Source organism: Acidovorax sp. FG60 (genome assembly GCF_057808995.1).
Genome location: NZ_JBMDJC010000003.1, coordinates 361,357 through 385,567 on the forward strand (window position 1 = coordinate 361,357; position 24,211 = coordinate 385,567).

At 63.6% G+C, this 24,211-nt stretch carries 17 protein-coding genes; 12 read left to right on the plus strand and 5 right to left on the minus strand.

Features of this window, described 5'->3' with window-relative positions; translation table 11 throughout:
* Nucleotides 1-28: 28 nt before the first annotated feature.
* A complete protein-coding gene (locus ACODS0_RS06810) occupies nt 29-2,290 on the minus strand; it encodes a heavy metal translocating P-type ATPase (protein WP_488833802.1) in 2,262 nt (753 codons plus the stop codon).
* A 169-nt stretch (nt 2,291-2,459) separates the two neighbouring features.
* Between ACODS0_RS06810 and ACODS0_RS06815 the strand changes: the two genes are divergently transcribed.
* Together ACODS0_RS06815 and cueR are read left to right on the plus strand one after the other, a co-directional pair.
* On the plus strand, nt 2,460-2,663 hold the full coding sequence (locus tag ACODS0_RS06815; RefSeq protein ID WP_121421756.1) for a heavy-metal-associated domain-containing protein: 204 nt from the start codon (nt 2,460-2,462) through the stop codon (nt 2,661-2,663).
* 36 nt (nt 2,664-2,699) lie between these two features.
* Nucleotides 2,700-3,218, plus strand: a complete 519-nt coding sequence (gene cueR / locus ACODS0_RS06820) for a Cu(I)-responsive transcriptional regulator (protein ID WP_488833804.1) — start codon at nt 2,700-2,702, stop codon at nt 3,216-3,218.
* Nucleotides 3,219-3,284: 66 nt separating this feature from the next.
* Here cueR and ACODS0_RS06825 read toward each other — a convergent pair whose 3' ends face one another.
* Nucleotides 3,285-4,124 carry a TetR/AcrR family transcriptional regulator gene (locus ACODS0_RS06825; RefSeq protein ID WP_488833806.1) on the minus strand — a complete coding sequence of 280 codons (840 nt, stop codon included), beginning with the start codon at nt 4,122-4,124 and terminating at the stop codon, nt 3,285-3,287.
* 156 nt (nt 4,125-4,280) lie between these two features.
* On the opposite strand from ACODS0_RS06825, the gene ACODS0_RS06830 reads away from it, so the two are divergent.
* From ACODS0_RS06830 to ACODS0_RS06870, 9 genes are all read left to right on the plus strand, one after another.
* A complete protein-coding gene (locus ACODS0_RS06830) occupies nt 4,281-5,144 on the plus strand; it encodes an ABC transporter ATP-binding protein (protein ID WP_488833808.1) in 864 nt (287 codons plus the stop codon).
* Nucleotides 5,141-6,022, plus strand: coding sequence for a branched-chain amino acid ABC transporter permease (locus tag ACODS0_RS06835; RefSeq protein WP_462386536.1), 882 nt, complete (start codon nt 5,141-5,143; stop codon nt 6,020-6,022). The genes ACODS0_RS06830 and ACODS0_RS06835 overlap by 4 nt, the downstream gene beginning before the upstream one ends.
* Before the next feature lie 176 nt (nt 6,023-6,198).
* Nucleotides 6,199-7,236: a branched-chain amino acid ABC transporter permease gene (locus tag ACODS0_RS06840; RefSeq protein WP_488833810.1), complete on the plus strand. Its 1,038-nt coding sequence runs from the start codon at nt 6,199-6,201 to the stop codon at nt 7,234-7,236.
* A gap of 17 nt (nt 7,237-7,253) precedes the next feature.
* Nucleotides 7,254-8,435, plus strand: a complete 1,182-nt coding sequence (locus ACODS0_RS06845) for an ABC transporter substrate-binding protein (protein ID WP_488833812.1) — start codon at nt 7,254-7,256, stop codon at nt 8,433-8,435.
* Nucleotides 8,436-8,448: 13 nt separating this feature from the next.
* Complete coding sequence (locus tag ACODS0_RS06850; RefSeq protein WP_488833814.1) at nt 8,449-9,267, plus strand: ABC transporter ATP-binding protein; 819 nt, start codon at nt 8,449-8,451, stop codon at nt 9,265-9,267.
* A complete protein-coding gene (locus tag ACODS0_RS06855; protein ID WP_488833817.1) occupies nt 9,264-11,066 on the plus strand; it encodes an AMP-dependent synthetase/ligase in 1,803 nt (600 codons plus the stop codon). The genes ACODS0_RS06850 and ACODS0_RS06855 overlap by 4 nt, the downstream gene beginning before the upstream one ends.
* 86 nt (nt 11,067-11,152) lie before the next feature.
* Entirely contained in the window at nt 11,153-11,950 is a 798-nt protein-coding gene (locus tag ACODS0_RS06860) for an enoyl-CoA hydratase/isomerase family protein (RefSeq protein WP_488833818.1), read from the plus strand.
* Nucleotides 11,951-12,131: 181 nt separating this feature from the next.
* On the plus strand, nt 12,132-12,866 hold the full coding sequence (locus tag ACODS0_RS06865; RefSeq protein WP_488833820.1) for a gamma-glutamylcyclotransferase: 735 nt from the start codon (nt 12,132-12,134) through the stop codon (nt 12,864-12,866).
* A 200-nt stretch (nt 12,867-13,066) separates the two neighbouring features.
* Complete coding sequence (locus ACODS0_RS06870; protein ID WP_488833822.1) at nt 13,067-14,932, plus strand: beta-galactosidase; 1,866 nt, start codon at nt 13,067-13,069, stop codon at nt 14,930-14,932.
* Between the two features lie 22 nt (nt 14,933-14,954).
* Here the strand turns inward: ACODS0_RS06870 and ACODS0_RS06875 are convergent, their stop codons facing one another.
* Complete coding sequence (locus ACODS0_RS06875) at nt 14,955-15,992, minus strand: acyltransferase family protein (protein WP_488833824.1); 1,038 nt, start codon at nt 15,990-15,992, stop codon at nt 14,955-14,957.
* Nucleotides 15,993-16,061: 69 nt separating this feature from the next.
* Entirely contained in the window at nt 16,062-17,126 is a 1,065-nt protein-coding gene (locus ACODS0_RS06880; RefSeq protein ID WP_488833826.1) for a recombination-associated protein RdgC, read from the minus strand.
* Nucleotides 17,127-17,543: 417 nt separating this feature from the next.
* Between ACODS0_RS06880 and ACODS0_RS06885 the strand changes: the two genes are divergently transcribed.
* Complete coding sequence (locus tag ACODS0_RS06885) at nt 17,544-18,140, plus strand: Spy/CpxP family protein refolding chaperone (RefSeq protein ID WP_488833827.1); 597 nt, start codon at nt 17,544-17,546, stop codon at nt 18,138-18,140.
* Between the two features lie 1,010 nt (nt 18,141-19,150).
* Here the strand turns inward: ACODS0_RS06885 and ACODS0_RS06890 are convergent.
* On the minus strand, nt 19,151-24,037 hold the full coding sequence (locus ACODS0_RS06890; protein ID WP_488833829.1) for an EAL domain-containing protein: 4,887 nt from the start codon (nt 24,035-24,037) through the stop codon (nt 19,151-19,153).
* Nucleotides 24,038-24,211: the final 174 nt, after the last annotated feature.

A 24,211-nucleotide genomic window follows, 5' to 3' on the forward strand; every position in this document is an offset into this window, starting at 1 on the left:
ACATCGATGACCGTGTTGTACGTATTTATCACATGCGCCACCGCTTGAGTAAGAGGGCATTCGCCATCACGCTCACCGAACTCAGCGCCATTGCAGCCCCCGCCACCACCGGGCTCAGAAAGCCCAGGGCCGCCAGCGGGATGCCCGCCACGTTGTATGCAAACGCCCAGAACAGGTTCTGCCGGATCTTCATCACCGTGCGGTGCGAGATATCGAGCGCCGCTGCCACCAGCATCGGGTCGCCCCGCATCAGCGTGATGCCCGCCGCGTGCATGGCCACGTCGGTCCCATTGCCCATGGCCATGCCCACATCCGCAGCCGCGAGGGCCGGGGCATCGTTAACGCCGTCGCCCACCATCGCCACTTGATGGCGCTTGCCATCAGGCCCTTGTTGCAATGCCACCACCTTCGCGGCCTTGTCACCCGGCAGCACCTCGGCCATCACCTCGCCCGCGTCGGGGTCCAGCCCCAGGCGCCGGGCCATGGCCTCGGCCGCGCCGCGGTTGTCACCCGAAATCATCACGGTGCGGATGCCACGCGCCTTCAGTGCCGCCAGCGCCTCGCGCGCACCGGGCTTGGGTTCGTCACCAAAAGCCATCAGGGCCCGAAGCGCTAACCCTTCCGTCACGCGCTGGGCCACAGCCGATACGGTGGCCCCCTCGTTCTGCAGCTGCTGTGCCCGCACCGCGAGCGTACCCAGGTCCACCCCCAGCTCCTGCATCCAGCGGAGGCTGCCCACCAGGTAGCTCTGGCCGTCCACCTCGCCCTCAGTGCCGCGCCCAGGCACGGCGCGCACGTCCTGCCCGGTGGCCACGCTGATCTGCCGCTCGCCCGCAGCCGCCACCACGGCACGCGCCAGCGGGTGTTCGCTGCCGCTTTGCACCGCAGCCACCGCCGCCATCACGGCCGCATCGTCGAAGCCTGGCACCACTTCGAACGCCGTGAGCCTGGGCCGGCCCACGGTCAGCGTGCCGGTCTTGTCAAAAGCCACCACATCCACCTTGTGGGCCAGCTCCAAGGCTTGCACGTCCTTGATCAAAATGCCGTTCTTGGCTGCCACGCCCGTGCCCGCCATGATGGCCGCCGGTGTGGCCAGCCCCAGCGCACAAGGGCAGGCAATCACCATCACGGCCACGGCGTGGATCAGCGCGGCCTCCATGCCCACGCCCATCCACAGCCAGCCCAGCAGCGTGACCACCGCCACCACCAGCACCACGGGCACAAACACGGCCGACACCTGGTCCACCAGCCGCTGAATCGGCGCCTTGGCCGCCTGCGCGTCTTCCACCAGCCGGATGATCTGGGCCAGCACCGTCTCGGCGCCCACGGCCGTCACCGCCATCACGATGCGGCCATCGCCATTGATCGAACCGCCCGTGAGCGCCGCGCCCACATCGCGCGCCACCGGCAAGGGCTCGCCCGTCAGCATGGATTCGTCCACCTGCGTGTGGCCCTCGTGCACCGTGCCGTCCACCGGGATGCGCTCGCCCGGCCGCACCACCAGCTCGTCGCCCACCAGCACCTCGGACACTGGCACATCCACCTCGCCCTGCTTGGTCAGCAAATGCACTACATCCGGCCGCAGCGCATGCAGCGCACGGATGGCCGCCGTGGTCTGGCGCTTGGCGCGCGCCTCCAGCCACTTGCCCAGCAGCACCAGCGTGACCACCACGGCCGACGCCTCGAAGTACAGGTGCGGCGCATGCCCCGGGTGGTCCGTGGGCGCCGTCAGCCACAGCCACATCGACAGGCCCCAGCCCGCGCTGGTGCCCAGCGCCACCAGCAAGTCCATGTTGCCGCTCAGCGCCTTGGCCGCATGCCAGCCCGCCTTGTAAAACCGTGCCCCCAGGATGAACTGCACCGGCGTGGCCAGCACAAACTGCACCCAGGCCGGCAGCATCCAGTGCTGGCCGAACAGGTCGCCGATCATGGGCAGCACCAGCGGCGCCGACAGCAGCAGGCCAATGCCCACGGGTAAAAAGCCGGCCCAGGGCGACAAGTCCTCCGGAGCATCCTCCTGCCCCGCCGCACGCGGCTCGTAGCCCGCATTGCGCACCGCGCGGCGCAGCACCGCCTCCATGGCGGCGGCGTCGGCGCCCACCTGCGTGACAAAGGCAATGCGCGCAGACTCGGTCGCCAGGTTGACCGAGGCCTCCTGCACGCCCGGCACCTTGCGCAGTGCACGCTCCACACGGCCCACGCAGCTTGCGCAGGTCATGCCAGAAATGCCCAGGTCCAGCGAGTGCACAGACCCGGGCGCGGTGTTGGGGGGGGTGGTGATGGTGTTCATGGCGGGGATGCTGATCCTTGACGTGATGGCAAGGTCAAGCATTGATATTGATCAACCCTCACATCATGAGTGTCTTGAGCGGTGTTTGACTCTGCCACGATGTCAAGCTTCAACATTCGCTTCGGTCGCATCCACGGCCACTTTTTTTCCACCCCAACAAGGACACACCATGGCAACCACCACCACATTCCAAGTGCAGGGCATGACCTGCGGACACTGCGAACGCGCCGTCACCCAGGCCGTGCAGCAGGTAGACCCCGACGCCCAGGTCCGCATCGACCGCGCCAGCGGCAAGGTGGACGTGGACAGCACCGCCCCCCGCGAAGCCCTGGCCGCCGCCATTGCCGAAGAAGGCTACACCGTCGCGGCCTGAGCGCCGCGCCACCACGCACCCAGCGAGGGCCACACCATGACCACGCCCCATTCCCCTAATACAGCACAGGCCCCGCGCACCCGGGCCACAGCGCCCCGCCCCATCGCCTGGCCCGTGCCCATCGGCGTCGCTGCCAAGCGCGCAGGCATCTCGGCGCGCATGGTGCGGCACTACGAATCGCTGGGCCTCATCAACGGCGTGGCGCGCACCGACAGCGGCTACCGCCAGTACACAGAGGCCGACGTGCACGCCCTGCACTTCATCCGCCGCAGCCGCGACCTGGGCTTCTCGATAGAAGAAATCGCCGAGCTGCTGGGCCTGTGGCACGACCGCAGCCGCGCCAGCAGCCAGGTCAAGCGAATCGCCCAACAACACATCGACGACCTGAGCGAACGCATCGCCCAGATGCAGGCCATGCAGCGCAGCCTGCAAACACTGGTGTCGTGCTGCAAAGGCAATGACCGGCCGGACTGCCCCATTCTGGACGACCTGGCGGCGGGACAGGCAGAACACCACGCCCCCAGGGCACAGCGCAAAACGCTACCAAATCAATAGCTGTTAGCGCTTATCCATCAAGCGCCAGAGGCCAATTTGGCTTGAACTCCGGCCCCACGAGGCGCATCACCCCCCGCTGGGCCGGGCTGATGCCTTGGCTTTGCCGCTCGCCGCCCTGCGTTGGGGTGCGGGCATGGCAGCAGCGCCCAGCGCAGCGTCGTGCGAAGACCGCCGCAACACCCCATCACACAGCGTCGCAATGCACTGCTGCGCGACCTGCTCGGCCGTGTACTCGCCGCCGGGCTGGTACCAGCGGCCGATCCAGCTGAGCGCACCTGCAATCACAAAGGCCGTGATCTTGGGGTCGCAGGGCTGGATCGAGCCCTCGGCCACGCCCTCAGCCACTAGGCGGCGGAACTCCTGGTCGATGGCGGACTTGAGGCGGCGCAGCTCCTTGCGGCTTTCGGGGGGCACCTGCTCGTCGCCCACGCGGATCAGGCACATGCCGAAGTCCATGGTGACGATGCGCGCATACACCTGCATGCAGGTCATGAGCTGGTCGATGGCCTTGCCGCCTGCGGCGCGGGATGCGTCGATGCCTTCGAGCATCATCGCCAGGCCTTTGCCCACGCACTGCAACAGGATCTCGTCCTTGTTCTTCACGTAGTAGTACAGCGTGGGCTTGGTCACGTTCAGGCGCGCAGCGATGTCGTCGAGCGAGGTGGCGTGAAAGCCGCGCTCGTTGAACAGCTGGGCCGCCGCCTGCAGCACGGCGTTGCGCTTGGCCTCACGCTGTCGTTCGCGGTGCGAGACAGGAGCCCAGGGCGAAGCGGCGTCGGGCGCGTCTTCGGGCCCGGGGGCCGGGGCTGCGGATGAGGGCTTGGGGGCCGCGCGCTGGGGGCTGCTGCCGCTGCTCGTGCTGCTTTTGCTGCTGCGTCGGGTCGATGCCGCTTTGGCCTGGGGCATGGGGGGCGATTCCTCGGGAAAGTACGGATGCTGAACGGGGTGGCGGCTTCCAGAATCTACTCACGAGTAAACAGTTTACGCACAAGTAGGAAATTTCTGCAGGGTTCCAGAGAAATTTCTGTTCAGAAGCTGCGAACAACCCGTATTAGAAAGCCAATGGAGACAACCCCTTCCGGCCCCGCTGCTGCCACGCCCCTGCTGCAGGTGCAGGGCGTGACCCTAGCGTTCGGTGGCGTGAAGGCGCTGACCGGCGTAGGCTTTGACGTGCAGCCCGGCTCCATCACCGCCGTCATCGGCCCCAACGGTGCGGGCAAAACCTCGCTGTTCAACACCATCTCGGGCTTCTACCGGCCCAGCCAGGGGTCCATCCGCTTTCAGGGGCAGGACATCACCCGCGTGACCGCACCGCAGCGCGCCAAGCTGGGCCTGGGCCGCAGCTTTCAGAACATTGCGCTGTTTCGCGGCATGACGGTGCTCGACAACATCAAGCTGGGCCGACACGCGCACCTCAAAACCAACGTGCTCGACGCGCTGCTGTACTTCGGCCGCGCGCGCCGCGAAGAGGCCGAACTGCGCCGCGACATCGAGGAGCGCATCATCGACTTTCTCGAAATCGACCACATCCGCCACGCACCCGTCTCGGCCTTGCCCTACGGCCTGCAAAAGCGCGTGGAGATGGCCCGGGCCCTCGCCATGCAGCCGCAGATCCTGATGCTGGACGAGCCCGTGGCCGGCATGAACCGCGAAGAGACCGAAGACATGGCGCGCTTCATCCTCGACGTGCGCGAGGAGTGGGGCGTGACGGTGCTGATGGTGGAGCACGACATGGGCATGGTGATGGACCTGTCCGATCACGTGGTGGTGCTCAACTTCGGCCAGGTCATCGCGCAGGGCACGCCCGCCGTGGTGCAAGCCGACCCCGAGGTCATCCGCGCTTACCTAGGTGCGGGCGATGTGGGCGACCTGCGCGCCAAGCTGCGGGCCAGCAGCCACCCAGCCACCCCGCAGGGAGCCGCATGATGGACTGGGCCTACCTGTTTGAAATCAGCCTCACGGGCATCGCAGGCGGCGGGCTCTACGCACTGGCGGCCCTGGCCTTCGTCATGGTCTACAAGGCCACGCGCGTAGTGAACATCGCCATTGGCGAGCTGCTCATGGTCGGTGCCTACCTGTTCTTCACCTTTGCCGCCACGTTTGCGCTGCCATTGTGGCTGGCCATTCCGGCCGCCGTGCTGGGCACAGGCCTGCTGGGTGCCGTGATCGAGCGCACCATGATACGCCCGCTGCTGGGCGAACCGCCGATTTCCGTCTTCATGGTCACCGTGGGCCTGGCCTCAGTGCTCGTGGGCCTGGTCGAGATGATCTGGACGGCCGACCAGCGCCGCCTGCCCGACTTCATGCCCACGCAGCCCATCATGGTCGGCGACGCGTTCCTGGCGCCAAAGGTGTTCTGGGGCGCGGTGATTGCCATCGTGTTCATCGCGGCGGTGCTGGTGGTGTTCCGCTTCTGGCGCGGTGGCGTGGCCCTGCGCGCCACGGCCAGCGACCAGGCTGCGGCCTATTCCGTCGGCATCAACGTGCCGCGTGTGTTCTCGCTGGCCTGGGTGGTGTCGGCCATGATCGCAGCGGTCTCCGGGATCATCGTCGGCTCCATTGGCGGCATCTCGTCCAGCATGGGCGTGTTCGGTCTGTCGGTGCTGGTCGTCGTCATCGTGGGCGGGCTCGACAGCGTGCTGGGCGCACTCATCGGGGGCGTGCTCATCGGTTTGATCGAAGCGCTGGCCGGGGCCTACCTGGGCGGCGAATACAAGCTGCTGGCCACGTTCATCGTGCTGGTCGCCGTGTTGCTGGTGCGGCCCTATGGCCTGTTCGGCACCCACGAAATCGAAAGACTATGAAACACCCCCTGCGCCGCTTCGCGTCTTCCCCCTCAAGGGGGACACCGCCGGTGGCCCGGCAAAGCCGGTTCCACGGCGGTCACTCGCATGGCCTGCTCCGCGGCCTTTCGCACAAAGGCTTGGCAAATGTCAGGCCGACGATGCCAAAACACATCTGCGCCTTGGAGGCTTGATCCATGCGCATCGGAACCCTCAAGGAAACCTACATCGCCGACGCGGCGCTGTTCGACTCGCGCACGCAAAAGGTGTGGCTGGCCGTGGGCGCTGCGCTGCTGGTGCTGTTCCCCTTCATGGCCAGCGACTACTGGCTGTACCTGGCCTGCCTGGTCAGCATCAACGTGGCCAGCGCCACGGGGCTCAACATCCTTACGGGCTACACAGGCCTCGTCAGCCTGGGGCAGGCGGCCTTCATGGGCCTGGGGGCCTACACGGTGGCCGTGCTGGAAACCAAGGTGGGCACACCCTTTGTACTGAACCTGCTGGCCGGTGGCTTGGTCGCGATGCTGGGCGGCATCGTGGTGGGCATTCCTTCGCTGCGCGTGAAGGGGCTGTACCTGGCCATTGCCACCATTGCCGCATCGTTCATCGCGCACTTCATCTTTGCCAACTGGAAGTTCACTGGCGGCACTGGGGGCCTGAGCGTGCCGCCCGCCAAGCTGTTTGGCATGGCGCTCGACACCTCGTTCCGCCTGTACTGGCTCATCGTGCCGGTCACCATCCTCATGCTGCTGGGCGCTGCGAACCTGTTTCGCACGCGCGTGGGCCGTGCGTTCATCGCCATCCGCGACCGCGATATTTCTGCCGAGGTGCTGGGCATTCCGCTGCTGCGCTACAAGCTGCTGTCGTTTGGCCTGTCGTCTTTCTACGCGGGCGTGGCTGGCGGGCTGTGGGCGTACTTCTTTCGCGTGGTCACACCCGAGAGTTTTCCACTGCTCATGTCCATCTTCTTCCTGGCGGCCATCATCGTCGGCGGCATGGGCTCCATCCTGGGCGGCATCCTGGGCGCGGTGTTCATGACCATGGTGCCTGAGCTGCTCAAGCTCGTCGTGGGCCTGCTGCCCGGTGGCACAGAACTCACCGTGTTCCTCTCGCCCGTGCGCACCGTGATCTTTGGCCTGCTCATCATCGGTTTTCTCGTCTTCGAGCCCCATGGCCTGGCCGAAGTGTGGCGGCGCATCCGTCGTTTCTTCCATCTCTGGCCTTTCCGCAACTAAACCTATAGGAGACAACCATGGACACACAACGCACTTCCTTCCAGCGCCGCCAACTCTTGCTCGGAGCCGCTGGCGCCGCCGCCCTCACCAGCCCGCTGTCGGTGCTGGCGCAAAGCGCTGAAGAGATCGTGATCGGCGGCTCCATCCCGCTCACCGGCGTGTTCGCGTTTGCGGGCGTGGGCATCAACGCGGGCATGGGCGACTACGTGAAGATGCTCAACGACGCGGGTGGCATCAAGGGCCGCAAGGTCAAGTACGTGCCCGAGGACACGGGCTACAAGGTCGATGTGTCGGTGGCTGCGTTCAAGAAGATCACCAGCCAGAACAAGGTCAACCTGTACTACGGCGACTCCACGGGCTTCTCCAAAACCATCAACCCCGAGCTGGACCGCAACGGCAACATCCTGATGGCGGGCGCATCATTTGCCACCGAACTCAACGACCCCAAGAAGTACCCCAACCAGTTCCTCGTGGGCCCCGACTACACCGAGATGTTCGGCATCCTGCTCAAGCACATCGCCAAGGAAAAGCCTGGTGCCAAGGTGGCCTTCGTGTACTCCGATTCGGAATTCGGCCGCGACCCCATCGAGTCCAGCGAAGCCATGGCCAAGCAGCTGGGCCTGTCAGTGCCCATCAAGATCATGACGCCCGCCGGCAGCGTGGACGTGTCCACCGAGGTCATCAAGCTGCGCCGCGCGGCGCCCGACTACACCATCTTTCACGGCTACATCCTCGCGCCCATCCCTGAGTTCATCACCCAGGGCAAGCAGCAGGGCATGACCAGCAAGTGGATGGGCACCTTCTGGACCATGGACAGCTCCACCGTCATGAAGATGGGCGACGCCGCCGACGGCTTCATGGGTGTGATGCCGTATCGCTACTACTACGACACTGAGAAGGCGCCCATGCTGGAGAAGATCCGCGCCCTGCGGCCCGAGTACCAGAGCACGGCCTACATCCAGGGCTTCCTGGCCGCGATGCTGTTCACCGAGGCAGCCAAGCGCACGCTGGACGCTGGCAAGCCCCTCACCGGCCCCAACCTGAAGGCCGCACTCAATTCCATCAAGGACTTCGACACGGGCGGGCTGATCGGCGTACCGATCACCATCAGCGGGAATTCGATCCCCGTGGGCCGCGTGTACCGCGCCGACATGAAGGCGCAAAAAATGGTGGCCGCATCTGACTGGATCAAGCTCTGACCTCGCCTTTGCCATGACCCAGCCAACCCCGGCCAACGTCCTCGAAGTCAACAACATCGAGGTCATCTACAACAAGGTGGTGCAGGCCCTGCGGGGCCTGTCGCTGGCCGTGCCACGGGGGCAGATCGTGGCGCTGCTGGGCAGCAACGGGGCGGGCAAAAGCACCACCCTCAAAGCGGTGTCGGGGCTGCTGGCGCTCGAAGATGGCACGGTGGAGAGCGGCAGCATCCGCTTCAATGGCCAGCCCACAGCGGCCCTGGCGCCGCAGCAGCTGGTGCGCAATGGCCTGAGCCATGTGATGGAAGGCCGCCGCGTGTTTGAAGACCTCACGGTCGAAGAGAACCTGGTGGCCGCCACCTATGCGCTCACGGGGCGCAGGGATGCAACGCCGGATTTCGACCTGGTCTACAACTACTTCCCGCGCCTGCACGAGCGGCGCAAGGGCCTGGCCGGCTATCTGTCGGGCGGCGAGCAGCAGATGCTGGCCATTGGCCGCGCGCTCATCGCACAGCCCCAGCTCATCCTGCTGGACGAGCCCTCGCTGGGACTTTCTCCGAAGCTGGTCGAAGACATCTTCACCATCATCGCGCGCATCAATGCCGAGCGGGGCACCAGCATGCTGCTGGTGGAGCAGAACGCCACCGTGGCGCTGGCCGTGGCGCACCGGGGCTACATCATGGAGAACGGCAAGATCGTGATCGACGGCACGGCCGAACGCCTAGCCAACGACCCCGATGTGCGCGAGTTCTATCTGGGCATGGGCGGTGGTGGCGAGGCCAAGAGCTTCAAGGACATCAAGCACTACAAGCGTCGCAAACGCTGGCTGTCATGAGCAAACTCCCCGACCTCACCCTGCCGCAGATGCTGCGCGAACGCGCACGCACCGACGCGCAGCGCATCGCCATCCGGCAAAAGGACTTCGGCATCTGGAAGCCCTTCACCTGGGCGCAGTACCACCAGCGCGCCAGCCACTTCGGCCTGGGCCTCAAGGCACTGGGCCTGCCTCCGGGCGGGCATGTGGGCGTGATCTCCGAGAACCGCATCGAATGGGTGCTGGCCCAGATGGGCGCGGGCCTGGTGGGTGCCGTGACCGTGGGTGTGTACCCCACCAGCCCCACCAACGAGGTGGCCTATGTGGTGGGCCATGCCGACATCGAGATCATGGTCTGCGAAGACCAGGAGCAGACCGACAAGCTGCTGGCTGCACTGCCCGAGCTGCCGCGCCTGAAAAAGATCGTGGTCATGGAGACCAAGGGCCTGCGCAGCTTTGCGCCCGAGGTGCGGCAGTTCATCACCACGTTTGACGAGGTGGAACAGCTGGGCGCAGCGTCGGGCCAACAAGCCATCATCGACGAAGCCCTCGCACGCCAGCGGCTCGACGATGTGGGCCTGATGATCTACACCTCGGGCTCCACCGGCAAGCCCAAGGGCGCGATGATTTCGTACCGCAACATCCGGGGCGTGGTGCCCGGCATCGTGGACCGGCTGGAGCTGTCGCGCGAGACCACCCACCTGTCGTACCTGCCGCTGTGCCATGTGGCCGAGCAGATGCTGACCAGCTTTGTGCCGGTGTACATCGGCTCGCAGGTGAACTTTGGCGAGTCCATCCGCACCGTGCAGGAAGACCTGCGCGAGGTCGCTCCCACCATGTTCCTGGGCGTGCCCCGCATCTGGGAAAAGCTGCACGCGGCCATCCACATCAAGCTGCAGGAAACGGGTGGCCTGCGCCGCGCGCTGTTCCACAAGGCCTACAACGCCTGCAAACCGCTGGCCGAGAAGCCGCGCAGTGCCTGGAGCGCTGCCGACAAGCTGACCTTTGCCACGAGCTACTGGCTCGTCTTCCGCGCATTGCAGAACTTCATCGGCCTGCGCAACGCCCATGTGGCGCTCACCGGCGCCGCGCCCATTCCGCCCGACGTGGTGCGCTTCTTCCGCGTGCTCGGCGTGCCGCTCATCGAGGTGTATGGCCTGACCGAATCCACCGGCATGGTCACGGGCCACCGTCTGGACCACGTAGTGGTAGGCACCGTGGGCGTCCCAACGCAAGGTGTCACGCACCGCATTGCCGATAACGGGGAACTCCAGATCCAAGGCGACATGGTGTTTGCGGGCTACTACAAGAACCCCGACGCCACGGCCAGCAGCATCGTGGACGGTTGGCTGCACACCGGCGATGTGGTGCGCGAAGAGCAAGGCCAGATCCAGATCGTGGACCGCCTCAAGGACATCATGATCACGGCCGGCGGCAAGAACCTCACGCCGTCCGAGATCGAGAACACGATGAAGGGCAGCCCCTTCATCAAGGAATGCATCATCGTGGCCGAGGCGCGCAAGTTCGTCGGCGCGCTGGTGATGATCGACTACGAGACCGTGGGCAAGTGGGCCGAGGCGCGGCGCATTCCGTTCACGCACTTTCGCTCGCTGGTGGAGCACCCCGAGGTGCGCAGCCTCATCGATGCAGAAATCAACCAGGGCAACCAGCGCCTCGCGCAGGTATCGCAGATCCGCAAGTTCCACCTGCTCACCAAGGAGCTGGACCACGACGACGGCGAGGTGACCGCAACCATGAAGGTGCGCCGCTCCAGCATCTACAAGACCTATGCGGCCGAGATCGAGGCGCTGTACCACTAGCCCGGAGCTCACCACTTGCCGCGTAGATCACTATCAAAACAGGAGCTATCAACGCTTATCCGTCAAGCGCCAGAGGCCAATTTGACATGAAAACCACCGCCGCCGACCCGACCGCCCCCCTGCTGCTGGAACGAAACGGCGCCATTGCCACGCTGCGCTTTAACCGGCCCGATGCGCTCAACGCCATCGATGTGCCCATGGCCAACGCCTTCCTGGCCGCCGTGCAGACCATTGCCGCCGACCCCAGCGTGCGCGCCGCAGTGCTGTGTGGCAACGGCCGCGGCTTCATGGCCGGGGGCGACCTGACCACCCTGCGCGCCGACCCGGTGCAGGGCGCCATCGACATCCTTACCCCGCTCAACGCAGCGCTGCAGCTGCTCACGCAGATGAACGCGCCGGTCATCGCGCAGGTACATGGCGTGGCGGCGGGCGCGGGCCTGAGCTTGGTGCTCATGGCCGACTACGTGATCGCCGCCGAAGGCACACGCCTGAACCTGGCCTACATCAACCTGGGCACCAGCTGCGACGTGGGCGCCTCGTGGGCGCTGCCGCGCACCGTCGGCCTGCGCAAGGCGCTGGAGATCGCGCTGCTGGGCGAAGCCTTCACCGCCGACGACGCGCTGCGCCTGGGCCTCATCAACCGCATCGTGCCTGCCGCCGAACTGGACAGTGCCACCACCAACCTTGCCCAGCGCCTGGCCGCCGGACCTACCGTGGCCTACGGCGCGATGAAGCGCCTCATGCGCGCATCGATGGACCGCACTCTGCCCGAACAACTGGCGGCCGAAAAAGACGCCTTTGTGCACTGCGCGGGCACCGAGGACTTCCGTGCGGGGGTGGAGGCCTTTCACCAACGCCAAAGCGCGCAATTTGTGGGCCGCTGACGGGCCATCGCCACGGCGGCGCCCCCTTCTTTCATGGCCTCTGCCGTAACACGTCACCGCGCGCCGCCATCAACACCATCGCTGGAACACTGAGTTGTCAGTCGGCCCATTGATCCAACCGTTCTCGGACCACTACAGTAGAGATTGCCCCACGATCTCCTGCATCCTGCAGCCCCAGCACATGACGCCCCCTGCCTTTGTGCACCTTCCCGAACTTCAAGGACGGCTCACCCCCGCCCACGCCTGCGGACTGCGGTTGACCGACGAGGTCCTGGCGGAATGGGACGCGCAGGCGCGCAGCCAGGGCCTGCCCATCGATTGGCGCCTGCCCGACGGTGACGTCGAGCGCTCGCGCCGCCAGGTGCTGGCGGGCGTGTCCGAACGCCGGGACGACCTGTGGGTGTTTGCGTATGGATCGCTGATGTGGAACCCCGGCCTGGAGTTTGCCGAAGTCCGCAGGGCGCACCTGCCGGGATTCGCCCGGCGCTTTGCGCTGAGCACCACCATCGGCCGGGGCACACCGGATTGCCCCGGCCTTGTGCTCACGCTGCAGCGCGACGCAGCGCAGTCTTGCGACGGGCTGGTGTTCCGCATTCCGGCCTGTGCGGTTGAAGAGGAGTCGCGCCTGCTCTGGCGCCGCGAGATGATCACCGGCGCCTACTGCCCCGCCCTGCTGCCATTGCAGACGCCACAGGGTGCTGTCAACCAGGCGCTGGTGCTGACGGCCAATACAGCCCATCCACACTACCGGGGCGACCTGTCCATGCAGGCCACCGCCGCCACCATAGCCAGCGCCTGCGGCCGCATTGGCAGCAACCGCGAATACCTTGATCAGCTGGTCACGCAATTCGGCGTGCTGGGCATCGAGGACCCCTATGTGCATGCGCTGGCGGAGATGGTGCAGACGGCCTGCTGAACGGGCTTCCGAGCGGGTGGTGGCGCACTACCACCCCGCGCCGGTGTAGCGCAGCACAAGATCAAGGAACCCCTGTTGTTCATGGAACAATGGAATGGAAATCCCTCTTGTTACCAGCGCTTCGACCGCCCAGCGAGGGGCGCATTTTGTGAATCCAGGCCGCCCAACGCCTCCTACGGAACCCTTCTTCCAGCGCTTTCATGAAAAAAATTCTCCGCATTGTCGCCCTCCTTGTTTCGCTGGTTGCGCTGGCCAGCCATGCAACTCCACCTCCACCCGCCCCTGTCTCCAGCACCATCGTCATGCCCTGGGAGTTGAATCACAACCAGAACCTGCCCCGCGAACTCAAGGCCCAGGGCTTCAGCCACGCCACCTTCTATCTCAACTGGTCCGATATCGAAAGTCGCAAGGGCCAGTACGAATTTTCCCAGTACCACCGCCATCTGGATGCCATCGTCAACGGCGGCCTGTCGCTGCTGCTGGTCATTGACATGGGTGGACGCCCCTACAAGGACGAGACGGGCCAGCTCGTGCCCAACATGTCCACCGTGCCGCAATGGATCACCACGGCACATCCAGACATGGCCATGCGCAATTTCTCGGGCGACCCCAGCTGGCAGCCCGACTTCACCGATGCGTCGATCAGAAAGTATGCAGACCCATTCATTGCGCAGACGGTCGATCACTTCTCCAAGCGCTACCCCGGCAAGGTCCTGGGCTACGCCATCGGCCTGCAGGAAGAGCACGAAATCAAGTACGGGCAGATGGGCTACCAGTGGCGGGACTACAAGGAGTCCACCCAGGATGCGTTTGCCAAAAAGTACAACGCCAAACAGCCCATCATCAACTACAACAACCACATCGCAGCAGGTGTTCCTAAAGCAGAGCCCCTGCTGCACGCCCACAAGGAATTCCGGGAAACCCGGCTCCAGGAAGCCACCTGTGCCTACGCCAATGTGATCCGGAGCAAGGGGGCAGAGGCGATTGGCTACTTTGCAGAAACCTTTACCTCCCACGACGCCATCTACGCCACGGGTGTCGTCGAAAAGCTGGCCCCGTGCATTGACATCGCAGTCATCGACTTCAATTTCTACGATGGCTATGGGCTGGTGGCAGACCCCGATGTGTTGCCCACGCTGGCCAACTACATGGGTTCACTGGGCTACAAGAAAGTCATGGTGGGCGCATATGGTGAGCGGTGGGAAGCAGCCAAGAAGACGCCAGAGCTGATCCCCGTCATCCAGCAGGCGGTGGCCCAGTCGCTGGCCCAGCCCCATGTGATGGGCTACGAGATCGGAGGCTTCCACCACCAGGCAGGTGGGGGGCCGCTGGCTGGCCTGCAGCTGAACAAGCTTCACGCCCGCATTGCCAAGCCGGGCCCCGCCGTCACAGCGGGCACGGAACGCAGGGTCAGAATTGGCATCCTGGGCTCCACCACCAACTTCCACGTGTGGCACGGTGAGAAAAGCGCGGGCAGAAACACCCACCGCGATGCGCTGTTCGCGTCTTACAAGATCCTGAGCAGCGAGCCCGGCATGCAGGTCCACGTCATCGGCGAAAAGAACCTTCTCGCAGACGAACCCATCATCCAACAGTTGGATGCCATCCTGGTGCCCCACCAGGCCGCCATGCCCCAGAACATCAAGACCAAGCTAGCCACCTACTGGAAAAAAGGCGGGGTACTGATTCAGGACATGCGCCTGGGTGAATTTGACGAAAACGGCAAACCCACATTTGACTGGATGCATGAGGTGTTTGGTATTGCCAATATTGAGTGGAAGAAGAACGGTGGTGTCTTCCTCATTGACGGCAAGGTCTACCGACTCAAGCCTACAAGACGCATGTACACAAGCTATGCATCCATGGCGCCCCGTCCGGGCTACAAGGTGCTGGCCAGGGAACCCCTGAAGCGAGAGGACCGCGGCATCATGGTGCGTGGGGAACGCACCCTGGCCTTCGGTTTTATGCCTCAGCTGGTGGAAGATGAAACCCGAGATGCCTGGCGGAAGTTGTTTGTGCGAGAAATAAGCAACGTGGCAAATTCAAATACTTCTGCATCCAAATAAATATAGATTCAGTGCAACTTGTCTATTGAGAAGCTGGTTTGATGTTTCCACCTTTCTGGACAAACTTTCCAGCATGACGCTTTGCCATCCTGATAAAAGGCTGCTCAATAAATCGATGGCTAATGTAGGCAAGTGCAACGGTAATAACGATAGACAAGATGACTAACATTCCCTTGTTCTCGATCACTCGTGCCACAGAGACTATCACCGGGTAGTGAATCAAATAAAACGAATAAGAAATATCAGACAATACATTGACAAATTTTGGATTTTTGTAATCGGTATCTTTTAATATAAGAAAAAGCGATGCAACACCAAATCCAGTGATAAATATCGGATCTGGAAAGTGTGGTTTCCATGACGTTGATAGAATCACAGCAACCAAGAAAACCGCAAACAATCCTGCCTTATCAAATTTTGGATTTTTAACAGCAATATATGCTCCAAAAAAGAAAAATGGTAATTGACTGATAAAATTGTTGTTAATAAAGAAATATCTTCCATTTGAATCCAAAGACTTGTAGATCGCAGGATTGGACCATCCCCACAAAGTCCACACGTATGCAATAGCCATGAAAACAAACGTTATTTTCAATGGATGTCTTGAAAATTTTGTAGCGCAGAGGAATGCGATTACATACCAGACCAATTCTATGGTCAGCGTCCAACTCACAAACAGAGCATTATATTTGAAGTAATAACCAGGAAATAGATGCTGCAAGAATGTCAGGTGCGCCAACAGAGCCCTTACATCGAGGCTATCCAGCGTCAATTGATTAAAAGCCAATGAAAAAAATAAAAACCAAAATATGTACGCTGGATATATTCTAAAAAATCGATGAATAAAATAATCTCTTGCCGAATATCGAATGGCGCTCAAAATAATCAAATATCCACTGATCACAAAGAATATTTGTACACCGAGCCAGCCACCAATTTGGTAAAAAAAGGGCAGGCCAATATTGGCTCCTGAATGAAGATGGTGCACAAACACCAAGGCAACCGCCAAAGCTCTTAACGTCTCAATAGAAGCATTCTTTTGATTTTGAGAATTTTCCATTTTTTATTTCTTTTTAGGATTTTTTATAGTTCCCAAATTTATCCCTGCGAACCGATCAGTTCCCGCTTTTTAAAACGGTGCCGACTCCGGGTCCGTATCCACCGGGACTTGCGCAGGCCCCGTCACCACGCCACCAGCGCCACTCTTTCGCGCAGGCGCTGAATTCGTGGGGGCGCGTGATTCCACTGAAGGTACCGGCATGCTGTCGCTCTCTGAGGCCACCGCAGCTGCCGCACTGGCCACGCCACTCTCAGCCTCTCCCCCCAGCGCCTCGATCAGGTCCGGGATCAGCTTGACCAACTCGCCGGTGGCAATCGCCACATCGGTATCAAAACCACCGTCATCCGCTTTGGTCCCCTCGAACACGGTGTCCAGGAACGACACTTTTTTGATCTGCAGGCCTTCGGTCAGCATGAAGCTCACGCGGTCGTCCCAGGTCAGTGCCAGCTTGGTGGGCAGCTTGCCGGCGTCGATGTGGGCCTGCACCTCCTCGATATCCAGCGGGTGGCGGGCGTAGCGCACCACGGCTTTTTCCTCGTTGGCGCTTTTGAGTTCGCACTCGCGGTCCACCGTGAAGCCCACGGGCGGCTCCTGTTCCTTGAGCCAGTGGGCCATGGCGGCCTGCGGGCTGGTCTGGGTATTCAGCAGCGACACCGACAGGCCGGGCAGCGCCTCGACCAGCAGGGTGACCACTTCGTCCGCGCGGCCCTGGCTGGAGGTGTCCAGCACCAGCAGGCGCGAGGTGGTGTCGATCCACACCCACATCGAGCCCTGCTTGGTGAAGGCCATGGGTAGCAGGTCCAGCTTGGCCTCGTCTTTCAGCTCCTTGCTTTCCTTCTTGCCGGGCTTGCGGCCGGTTTCCTGCTCGATGCGCTCGGCCTTTTCTTTCACGCGGCGGGCCAGCACGCTGCCGGGCAGCACTTTGGATTCGACCATGAAGCGCAGAATCCACTGGCCCCCGACCGACTCGGCCAGCGGGCCGTGTGCATCACCGCGCGGGGGCACCCAGCCCAGGGACTTTTCCTGGGTGGCACCACATTCCATGAAGGGCGCCTTGGCCAGGGCTTCTTCTACTTGCGTCAATTCAACCTGCCATTGCGGGGCAATGCGGTACACGATCATGTTCTTGAACACAGATAACCTTTTGTTCGGGAGCGTTGGTGGTGAAGCGCTTTCAGCGAGAGCACTTTCTCTATCGGTGAAGCTGTTGCCAACGGATGATCGAGCGATCGAACCCGTGAGCAAAACAGCCCGCCCGACACGGAACATGCCATTGTCGGTGGTCGTCGGCACGCAGCCTGCCGCCGAAGCGCACAAGCAACGATGGTCGCGTGAATTAGCTATAAATATAATAGCTATTAGCGCTTTATGGATAAGCGCTAGCGGCCATTTTTTATCAAAACCTTGATCGCGCAGGCCTGCAGCTTCTTGGCACAACTTTACACAGCGTCATCCAACGCGCACGGCCGCGATACATGTGGGGCGGACACTGACTCTCAATCGCCGGAACGGTCGTTCCAGCGAGCCACCCCCCGTAAAAGGACCCACACCATGGCTTTCCGCTTCCAACACCGCCTTGCCGCCACCGCTGTTCTGGCCGCGCTGGCCCTGCCTGTTCTGGCCCAGCCAGCCCCGGCCACCCCACCCGCTGCTGGCGCCCCCACAAACGAAGCCGCCCCGCGCTACAAGGCCGGAGAACGGCACGAACGCCACCATGGCGACCGTGCAGAAAAACGTGCCGAACACCATGCCAAACGCCTGGCCGCCCTCAAGGGCCAGCTCAAGCTGACCGCCGCGCAAGAACCCGCGTGGACAACGTTCACTGCGGCCATGCAACCGGGCGAACGCCCTGCCCGTCTGGACCGCCAGAACATGGACAAACTGACCACCCCCGAGCGCATCGACCGCATGCGGGCCATGCGCGCCCAGCACGCCGCCGAGGCCGACCGCCGTGGCGAGGCCACCAAGGCCTTCTACGCGGCGCTGACGCCCGAGCAGCAAAAAACCTTTGACGCCCAGGCCCACCACGGCCACCGTATGGGAGGCATGGCAGGCATGAAGGGCGACGGCGAAGGCCGACACGGGCACCACGGCATGCGGGGTGGCGAAGGTCGCCATCAGCAACCGCAGGCAGCGCCCGCGAAGTAAATCCCCTCGTGGGGCCGCCCTGACGCAGGGGGCGGCTCAGAGGTAGGCGGCGGTTCCCCCCTCTTCTTGCCTGACAAAGCCCGGAGTCCTCCACGGACCCCGGGCTTTGTGCTTTGTGGGATGGAAAAGGTTGCCGACGGGCACCCGTTGTGGATAACACTGGGAACAGTTCTGGCACAACTGGACAGTTATCCACACAAAACAGCGATGGCCCGAAGTTGTTGTCTGCGAGCCCCGCCCTTTGTGCAGACCGCCACACAGACTTTGCAGCTGCGCAACCCCGCGCCAGCATTGAACAAATTGGCCTTGTCCACAGAAAGTGGCTTGCTCTACTACTACTGCTATTTATATATAGAACTATAGAAGAATAACCAGAACCCTTCGAAACACCATTCCGCGGCGCACGCGCGTTCTGGTGGGCTGCCCCAAAAGCAGGGGGCATGAACAGACCTGGGTGCGGACCTCCGTTTTGGGTACCGCTTTGCTGAGGTGGAGGTGGAGCGGCACTTGCTGCACGGGTCCTGCAATTCCTGTTTGCTATCAATAAAGTAGCTAATAGCGCTTATTCAGTAAGCGATAGAGCCAATTTTTCGCACAAATTCATGGCGAACCAGGGCCGGTGCGTAAGACTGGGGATAGTTCTGGCACAACCACGTGGTTATCCACAGAAAAAGACAGGCGCTGTGTTTTGTCCCCGTTCCCGTGACAACGGCAAGAGGGATCGGTGCACAGGGTTGGCGCACCTGCAAGTGCGCGCTGCGGTTGGGAAAAAAGCGGTTGTCCACATTCCGTGCCGCCTTCTACTACTATGACTATGTATTTATAGACAACATAAGAAGAAGACAGAGGGACAACTTGGGGCACACCCGAGGGCAGGGGTTGTCATCTGGACGGGGCGATGTTTGGGGGTGCACGGGACACAACCCCAGGGAGAAAACCGCAGCCGACCTCCGTGCACGGGGCCGGTTGTGGCAAGGCGATCGGGGAAAACGCGGGGCCGTGCAGGCCGTCTACGCAGCCGCAGGGCGCAGGAAGGCCCCCAGGAGGTCCGCAGACAGGGGGCGGCTGAAGAGGTAGCCCTGGTAGAGCTGGCAGCCCGCGCGGGCCAGCAGCTCGCGTTGCTCGGGGGTTTCCACGCCTTCGGCGATGACTTCCAGGCCCAGGCTGCGCGACAGGCCGATGATGGTGTCCACAATGGCGGCGTCGTTGGGGTCGGTCAGCAGGTCGCGCACAAAGCTCTGGTCGATCTTGAGCTGATCGAGCGGCATGCGCTTCAAGTAGCTCAGCGACGAGTACCCGGTGCCGAAGTCGTCCAGCGAGAAGCCCACGCCGTGCGAACGCAGCGCGGCCATGGTGGCGATGGTGGTCTCCATGTCTTCCACCAGCAGGCTTTCGGTCAGCTCCAGCTTGAGCAGGTGGGCCGGTGCCCCGGTGATGGCCAGCACCCGGGCCACGTCGTCCACAAAACTGGCGTGGCGGAACTGCCGCGAACTCACGTTCACCGCCATGGTCAGGTGGGCCAGCTGCGGGTCGGCCTGCCAGGTGGCCAGGAGCTTGCACGCCGTGTGCAGCACCCAGCGGCCCAGTGGCAGGATGAGCCCGGTTTCCTCGGCCAGCGGTATGAATACGGCAGGGGGTACCATGCCGCGCTGCGGGTGGGCCCAGCGCACCAGGGCCTCTACGCCCACACAGCGGCCCGACTGGTGCATCTGCGGCTGGAAGTGCAGCAAAAATTCCTCCTGCGCCAGTGCGGCACGCAGGTCGGTTTCCAGACCGGCGCGGGCCGTCACCACGGCCTGCATGTCGGGGTCGAAAAAGCGCAGGGTGTTGCGCCCTGCCGTCTTGGCCTGGTACATGGCCAGGTCGGCCTGCTTGAGCAGCTCGCCCACGCTGGTCAACTCGCCGGTGAAGGGCGCGATGCCGATGCTCGGTGTGCTGCGGTACTGGTAGCCTGCCAGCGCATAGGGCACGGCCAGCATGGCCAGGATCTTCTCGCCCACCCCCCGCGCGTGCAGGGCCAGTTCGTGGGATTTGGGGCTCAGCTCTTCCAGCATCACCACAAACTCGTCGCCGCCCAGCCGGGCCACCGTGTCCACGCTGCGCACGCAGGTGTTCAGGCGCTGCGCCACCTGCTGCAGCAGCAGGTCACCCTGGTCATGGCCCAGGGTGTCGTTCAGGGTCTTGAAGTTGTCGAGGTCGATGAACAGCAGCGCCCCGCCCTGCTGGCGCCGCTGGGCATTGGCCAGCGCATGGGCCATGCGGTCCATGAGCAGCATGCGGTTGGGCAGGCCGGTGAGCGCGTCGTAGAACGCCAGACGCTGGATTTCGCGCTCGCTGGCCTTGCGTTGCCGGATGTCGGTGTTGATGGCGAGGATGGATTGCGGCTGGCCGTCATCACCGCGCACCAGGGTCCAGCGGCCCTCGACCTCGATGGTGCTGCCATCGCGGTGGCGCTGCACGATCTCGCCAGTCCACTCGCCTTGCTCCAGCACCGACTGGGTGGCATGGCGAAAGTGGGCGGGGTCGTCGTAAAGCAGGGTCTCGATGGACTGGCCCAGCGCCTGCAGCTGCGACCAGCCGTACAGGCGCTCGGCGCTTTTGTTCCAGAAGATGATGCGGTGTTCCAGGTCGCGCACCAGGATGGCATCCTGCGCCTTGTCCAGCAGCGAGGCCTGGTGGCGGATGCGGGCGTCGGCCAGTTGTCGGTCGATCTCGGACGAAGCGCGCGCGGCAAAGATCTGCAGCGTGGAGGCGATGAAATCCGTCTCCGCAATGGCCTGGCGGAACAGCACGAACACAATGCCCACCACTTCGCCGTCGGCATTGCACAGCTGTTGTCCTGCGTAGGCCTGCGCGCCCACGTAACGGAGCACGGGCGCATCCGGGTAGCGCTGCTGCACCTTGTCGGTCACCACGTACTCGCGCTGCGTCAGCAGCATGAGGCTGGGCGTGCCCTCCAGGCTGTATTCGTCGTTGGGCAGCATCTGGCCGTCCAGCACCGCCGCCAGCGTGACCACCCGGGGTGGTTGCCCTTGCGCTTGGGGCAGCAACCGCACCACGCAGCCGCCCTGGGCCCCCAGGGCATCGGCCATGTTGCGCACCAGCTGCACAAAAAACTCGGTGCCCGTGCTGGCCGACACGGCCGCCGCCACCTTGAGCACCGAGGCCTGCAGCCGCTGCTGCGCCTTGTGCGCGCGCAGGCTGGTGATGCCAAAGGCCAGGTCGTTGGAGAGTTCCTGCAGCAGGGCGGCCTCTTCAGGGCTGATCTGCAGAATGTCCGGCGCGTAGAGGTACAGCAGGCCAAAGGTACGGTCGCGATTGCGATCACGGTCCTGCAAAGGCAGGCAGATCACACCGTGGAAGCCGTGGTCCAGCATGCGCTCGGTCCAGTCGGCAAAGTCGCCTTCGGTGCGGATGTCCTGCACGATCACGGGCTTGCCCGAACGCACCGCCATGCCCGCCGGCCCCCGGCCGTAGGGGTCATCGGCCGACCAGGAAAGCTGCAGGTTTTCGAGGTAGTTCTGGTTGTAGCCCGCGTGGGCTACAGGCTGGATGGACTTGCGTTCGTCGTCCAGCGCAAACCCCACCCAGCCCATGCGGTAGCCGCCAATGTCCACGGCAATCTGGCAGATGGCCTGCAGCAGCGCGGTTTCGGAGGTGGCGCGCACCAGGGTTTCGTTGCAGGCGCTCAGAAGGCGCTGCGCACGGCCCATGCGGGCCAGTTCGCGCTCGGTGCGCAGGCGTTCGGTCACGTCGGTGGCCAGCACCTGGCGTGCCGGGCGGCCATTGAAGCTGATGCTGCCAGCCGTGATCTCCACATCCATGAAGCTGCCGTCCTTCTTGACGTGGCGGCTGATCACTGGCTTGTTGCGCTGGTCGATCGCAATCGCATGCAGGGCCTCCCGGATGGTTGCGTGCCGCTCGGCGGGCCACAGTTCGGTCATGTCCATGGCCAGCAGCTCGGCCTCGGTGTAGCCGTAGTGGGTTTCCATCGACTGGTTCACAGCCTGCAGGCGCAGCGTTTCCTTGTCGTACACCCACATGGGATGGGGATGCTCGTTGAACAGCATACGGTACTGCTGCTCCGACGCCTTGAGCTGCCCGGCCACATGCCGCAGCTGCACCATGGCCCCCAGGGATTCGGTAAGGATCTCCAGGTGCGCCACGTCGCGCCGCGAGAACGCGTTGGGCTTGTCAGACGTCACCTTGAGCGAGCCCACCACCCCCTGCGCCGTGCGCAGCGGCACCGCCATCACGGAGCGCACGCCATGGCGGTGGGGCAGCGAAGCCATGTCCCAGCCCTCGGCCTCGGTGTCGTTGCACACCACGGTGCGCCCTTCGCGCAGTGCGGGCCAGAGCAGGCTCTGGTCCACGGCCAGCAGGTGCCCCACGGGCCGCACATGGTCGCCTGCCGAGGCCTGCGCCACCAGCTGGTGGCCCTGCAACAGCTCCACCAGCGCGCCCCGGGCCAGCGTCTGGCGCAGCACCGTGTCGGCCACCAGTTGCAGCACGTCGGGCAGGGGCATGTCCAGCGACGAGATGCGCTGCTGCACATGCAGCAGCTCGGCATGGTTCTGCGCATCACGCTGCGCGTCGAGCTCGGTCAGCTTCTGTACGCTGATGTCGGTCATGCCGCCCACCATGCGCACGGCCTTGCCGGAGGAGTCGCGGATCAGGAAGCCTCGGTCCAGCACCCAGGCATACGTGCCGTCCTTCCGAAGAAAGCGGTACTCGGCCGACCAGTGGTTGTCGGTGCCATCAATGGCTGCGTGGATGCTGTGGAGGATTTCCTGGCTGTCGTCGGGGTGCAGCCGCAGGGTCCAGGAAGTGCTGTCGGGGGGCAGCTCGTCCAGCGGTACGCCGAACAGGTTCTGCATGCCCTCGTTCCACCACATGGCATCGGTGTGCAGGTTCCAGTCCCACACAGCATCGGCCGTGGCACGCGAGACCAGGTGAAAGCGTTCTTCGCTTTCGCGGCGTGCCTGCCGCGCCTGGTGCTGGACCGAGATGTCCTGGAAGGCGCCCTGGATGCGGATGATCTGGCCATGGGCATCACGCGCCGCCTGTCCTGCTGTGCGCACCCAGAATCGCCCGCCACCAGGCATGGCCACCTCAGCCTCGACGTCGAAGGGGGTGCCATGGTGCATGCATTCATCAAAGGCCTTTTGCAGGTGCACCCGGTAGGGCGGGGTGTACAGCTGCAGCACCTGGGCCAGGCTGCCTACGCGGTGGGTGAGCCCGTAGGCGGCAGCGATCTCCTGTGACCAGGTCAGTTGGAGGCTGGGGAGCTCTACCGTCCATCCTCCTATGCGCGCAATCTGTCCTGCCACACGCAGCGCATCGCTCTGGGCCAGCATCTCCGCATGCATCTGGTCGCGCTCTTGCACCAGCTGGGCCAGCAGGCGCTTCTGGCGGCGCAGCTCCAGCTGCACCATGGCCTGGCCTGCCAGGATCTTCAGACCGTCGAGCTGCTCGTCCCCCAGCGTGCGGGGCACGGTGTCCAGCACCGCCAGCGTTCCCAGTGCAAAGCCCTCCGGCGTAACAAGGGGCACGCAGGCGTAAAAACGAACACGGGGTTCGCCCACCACCAGCGGATTGCCCGCAAATGCGGGGTGCTGGCGGGCGTCCGGCACCACCACGGCATCGCGGTTGCCATCCAGCGCATGGACGCAAAAGGCAATGGCACGGTCGGTCTGCGCGAAAGGCACGCCCACAGCTGCCTTGAACCACTGGCGCTCGCTGTCTACAAAGTTGACCACGGCCATGGGGCAGCCGCAGACGCGCGCGGCCAGTGTGGCCAACTGGTCAAACGCGTCTTCCGGGGGGGTATCCAGGATGGCGTAGGACTGCAGTGCGTGGAGCCGCGCGGCCTCTTGGGGTGCGTGCGCAGGCGGCATGGTGGTTACGCTGGGGCCAGGCCCAGGGGCACGCATCCGACCTCCAGGCGCCTTGCTGCCTGGGGAGGGTTGTAGGAGGGCCGGAGTTGCGTCAACAAGGAAGTGGAGCGGTAAGGCGGCACATGCCGGACGGCCCAGCCGCTGCAGGAAGTCGCAAACGCCGGGGCCACAACT

Coding starts and splice junctions, on each gene's coding strand:
- ACODS0_RS06810 (WP_488833802.1), bottom strand. CDS start 2,290: ATGAACACCATCACCACCCCCCCCAACACCGCGCCCGGGTCTGTGCAC.
- ACODS0_RS06815 (WP_121421756.1), top strand. CDS start 2,460: ATGGCAACCACCACCACATTCCAAGTGCAGGGCATGACCTGCGGACAC.
- cueR (WP_488833804.1), top strand. CDS start 2,700: ATGACCACGCCCCATTCCCCTAATACAGCACAGGCCCCGCGCACCCGG.
- ACODS0_RS06825 (WP_488833806.1), bottom strand. CDS start 4,124: ATGCCCCAGGCCAAAGCGGCATCGACCCGACGCAGCAGCAAAAGCAGC.
- ACODS0_RS06830 (WP_488833808.1), top strand. CDS start 4,281: ATGGAGACAACCCCTTCCGGCCCCGCTGCTGCCACGCCCCTGCTGCAG.
- ACODS0_RS06835 (WP_462386536.1), top strand. CDS start 5,141: ATGATGGACTGGGCCTACCTGTTTGAAATCAGCCTCACGGGCATCGCA.
- ACODS0_RS06840 (WP_488833810.1), top strand. CDS start 6,199: ATGCGCATCGGAACCCTCAAGGAAACCTACATCGCCGACGCGGCGCTG.
- ACODS0_RS06845 (WP_488833812.1), top strand. CDS start 7,254: ATGGACACACAACGCACTTCCTTCCAGCGCCGCCAACTCTTGCTCGGA.
- ACODS0_RS06850 (WP_488833814.1), top strand. CDS start 8,449: ATGACCCAGCCAACCCCGGCCAACGTCCTCGAAGTCAACAACATCGAG.
- ACODS0_RS06855 (WP_488833817.1), top strand. CDS start 9,264: ATGAGCAAACTCCCCGACCTCACCCTGCCGCAGATGCTGCGCGAACGC.
- ACODS0_RS06860 (WP_488833818.1), top strand. CDS start 11,153: ATGAAAACCACCGCCGCCGACCCGACCGCCCCCCTGCTGCTGGAACGA.
- ACODS0_RS06865 (WP_488833820.1), top strand. CDS start 12,132: ATGACGCCCCCTGCCTTTGTGCACCTTCCCGAACTTCAAGGACGGCTC.
- ACODS0_RS06870 (WP_488833822.1), top strand. CDS start 13,067: ATGAAAAAAATTCTCCGCATTGTCGCCCTCCTTGTTTCGCTGGTTGCG.
- ACODS0_RS06875 (WP_488833824.1), bottom strand. CDS start 15,992: ATGGAAAATTCTCAAAATCAAAAGAATGCTTCTATTGAGACGTTAAGA.
- ACODS0_RS06885 (WP_488833827.1), top strand. CDS start 17,544: ATGGCTTTCCGCTTCCAACACCGCCTTGCCGCCACCGCTGTTCTGGCC.
- ACODS0_RS06890 (WP_488833829.1), bottom strand. CDS start 24,037: ATGCCGCCTGCGCACGCACCCCAAGAGGCCGCGCGGCTCCACGCACTG.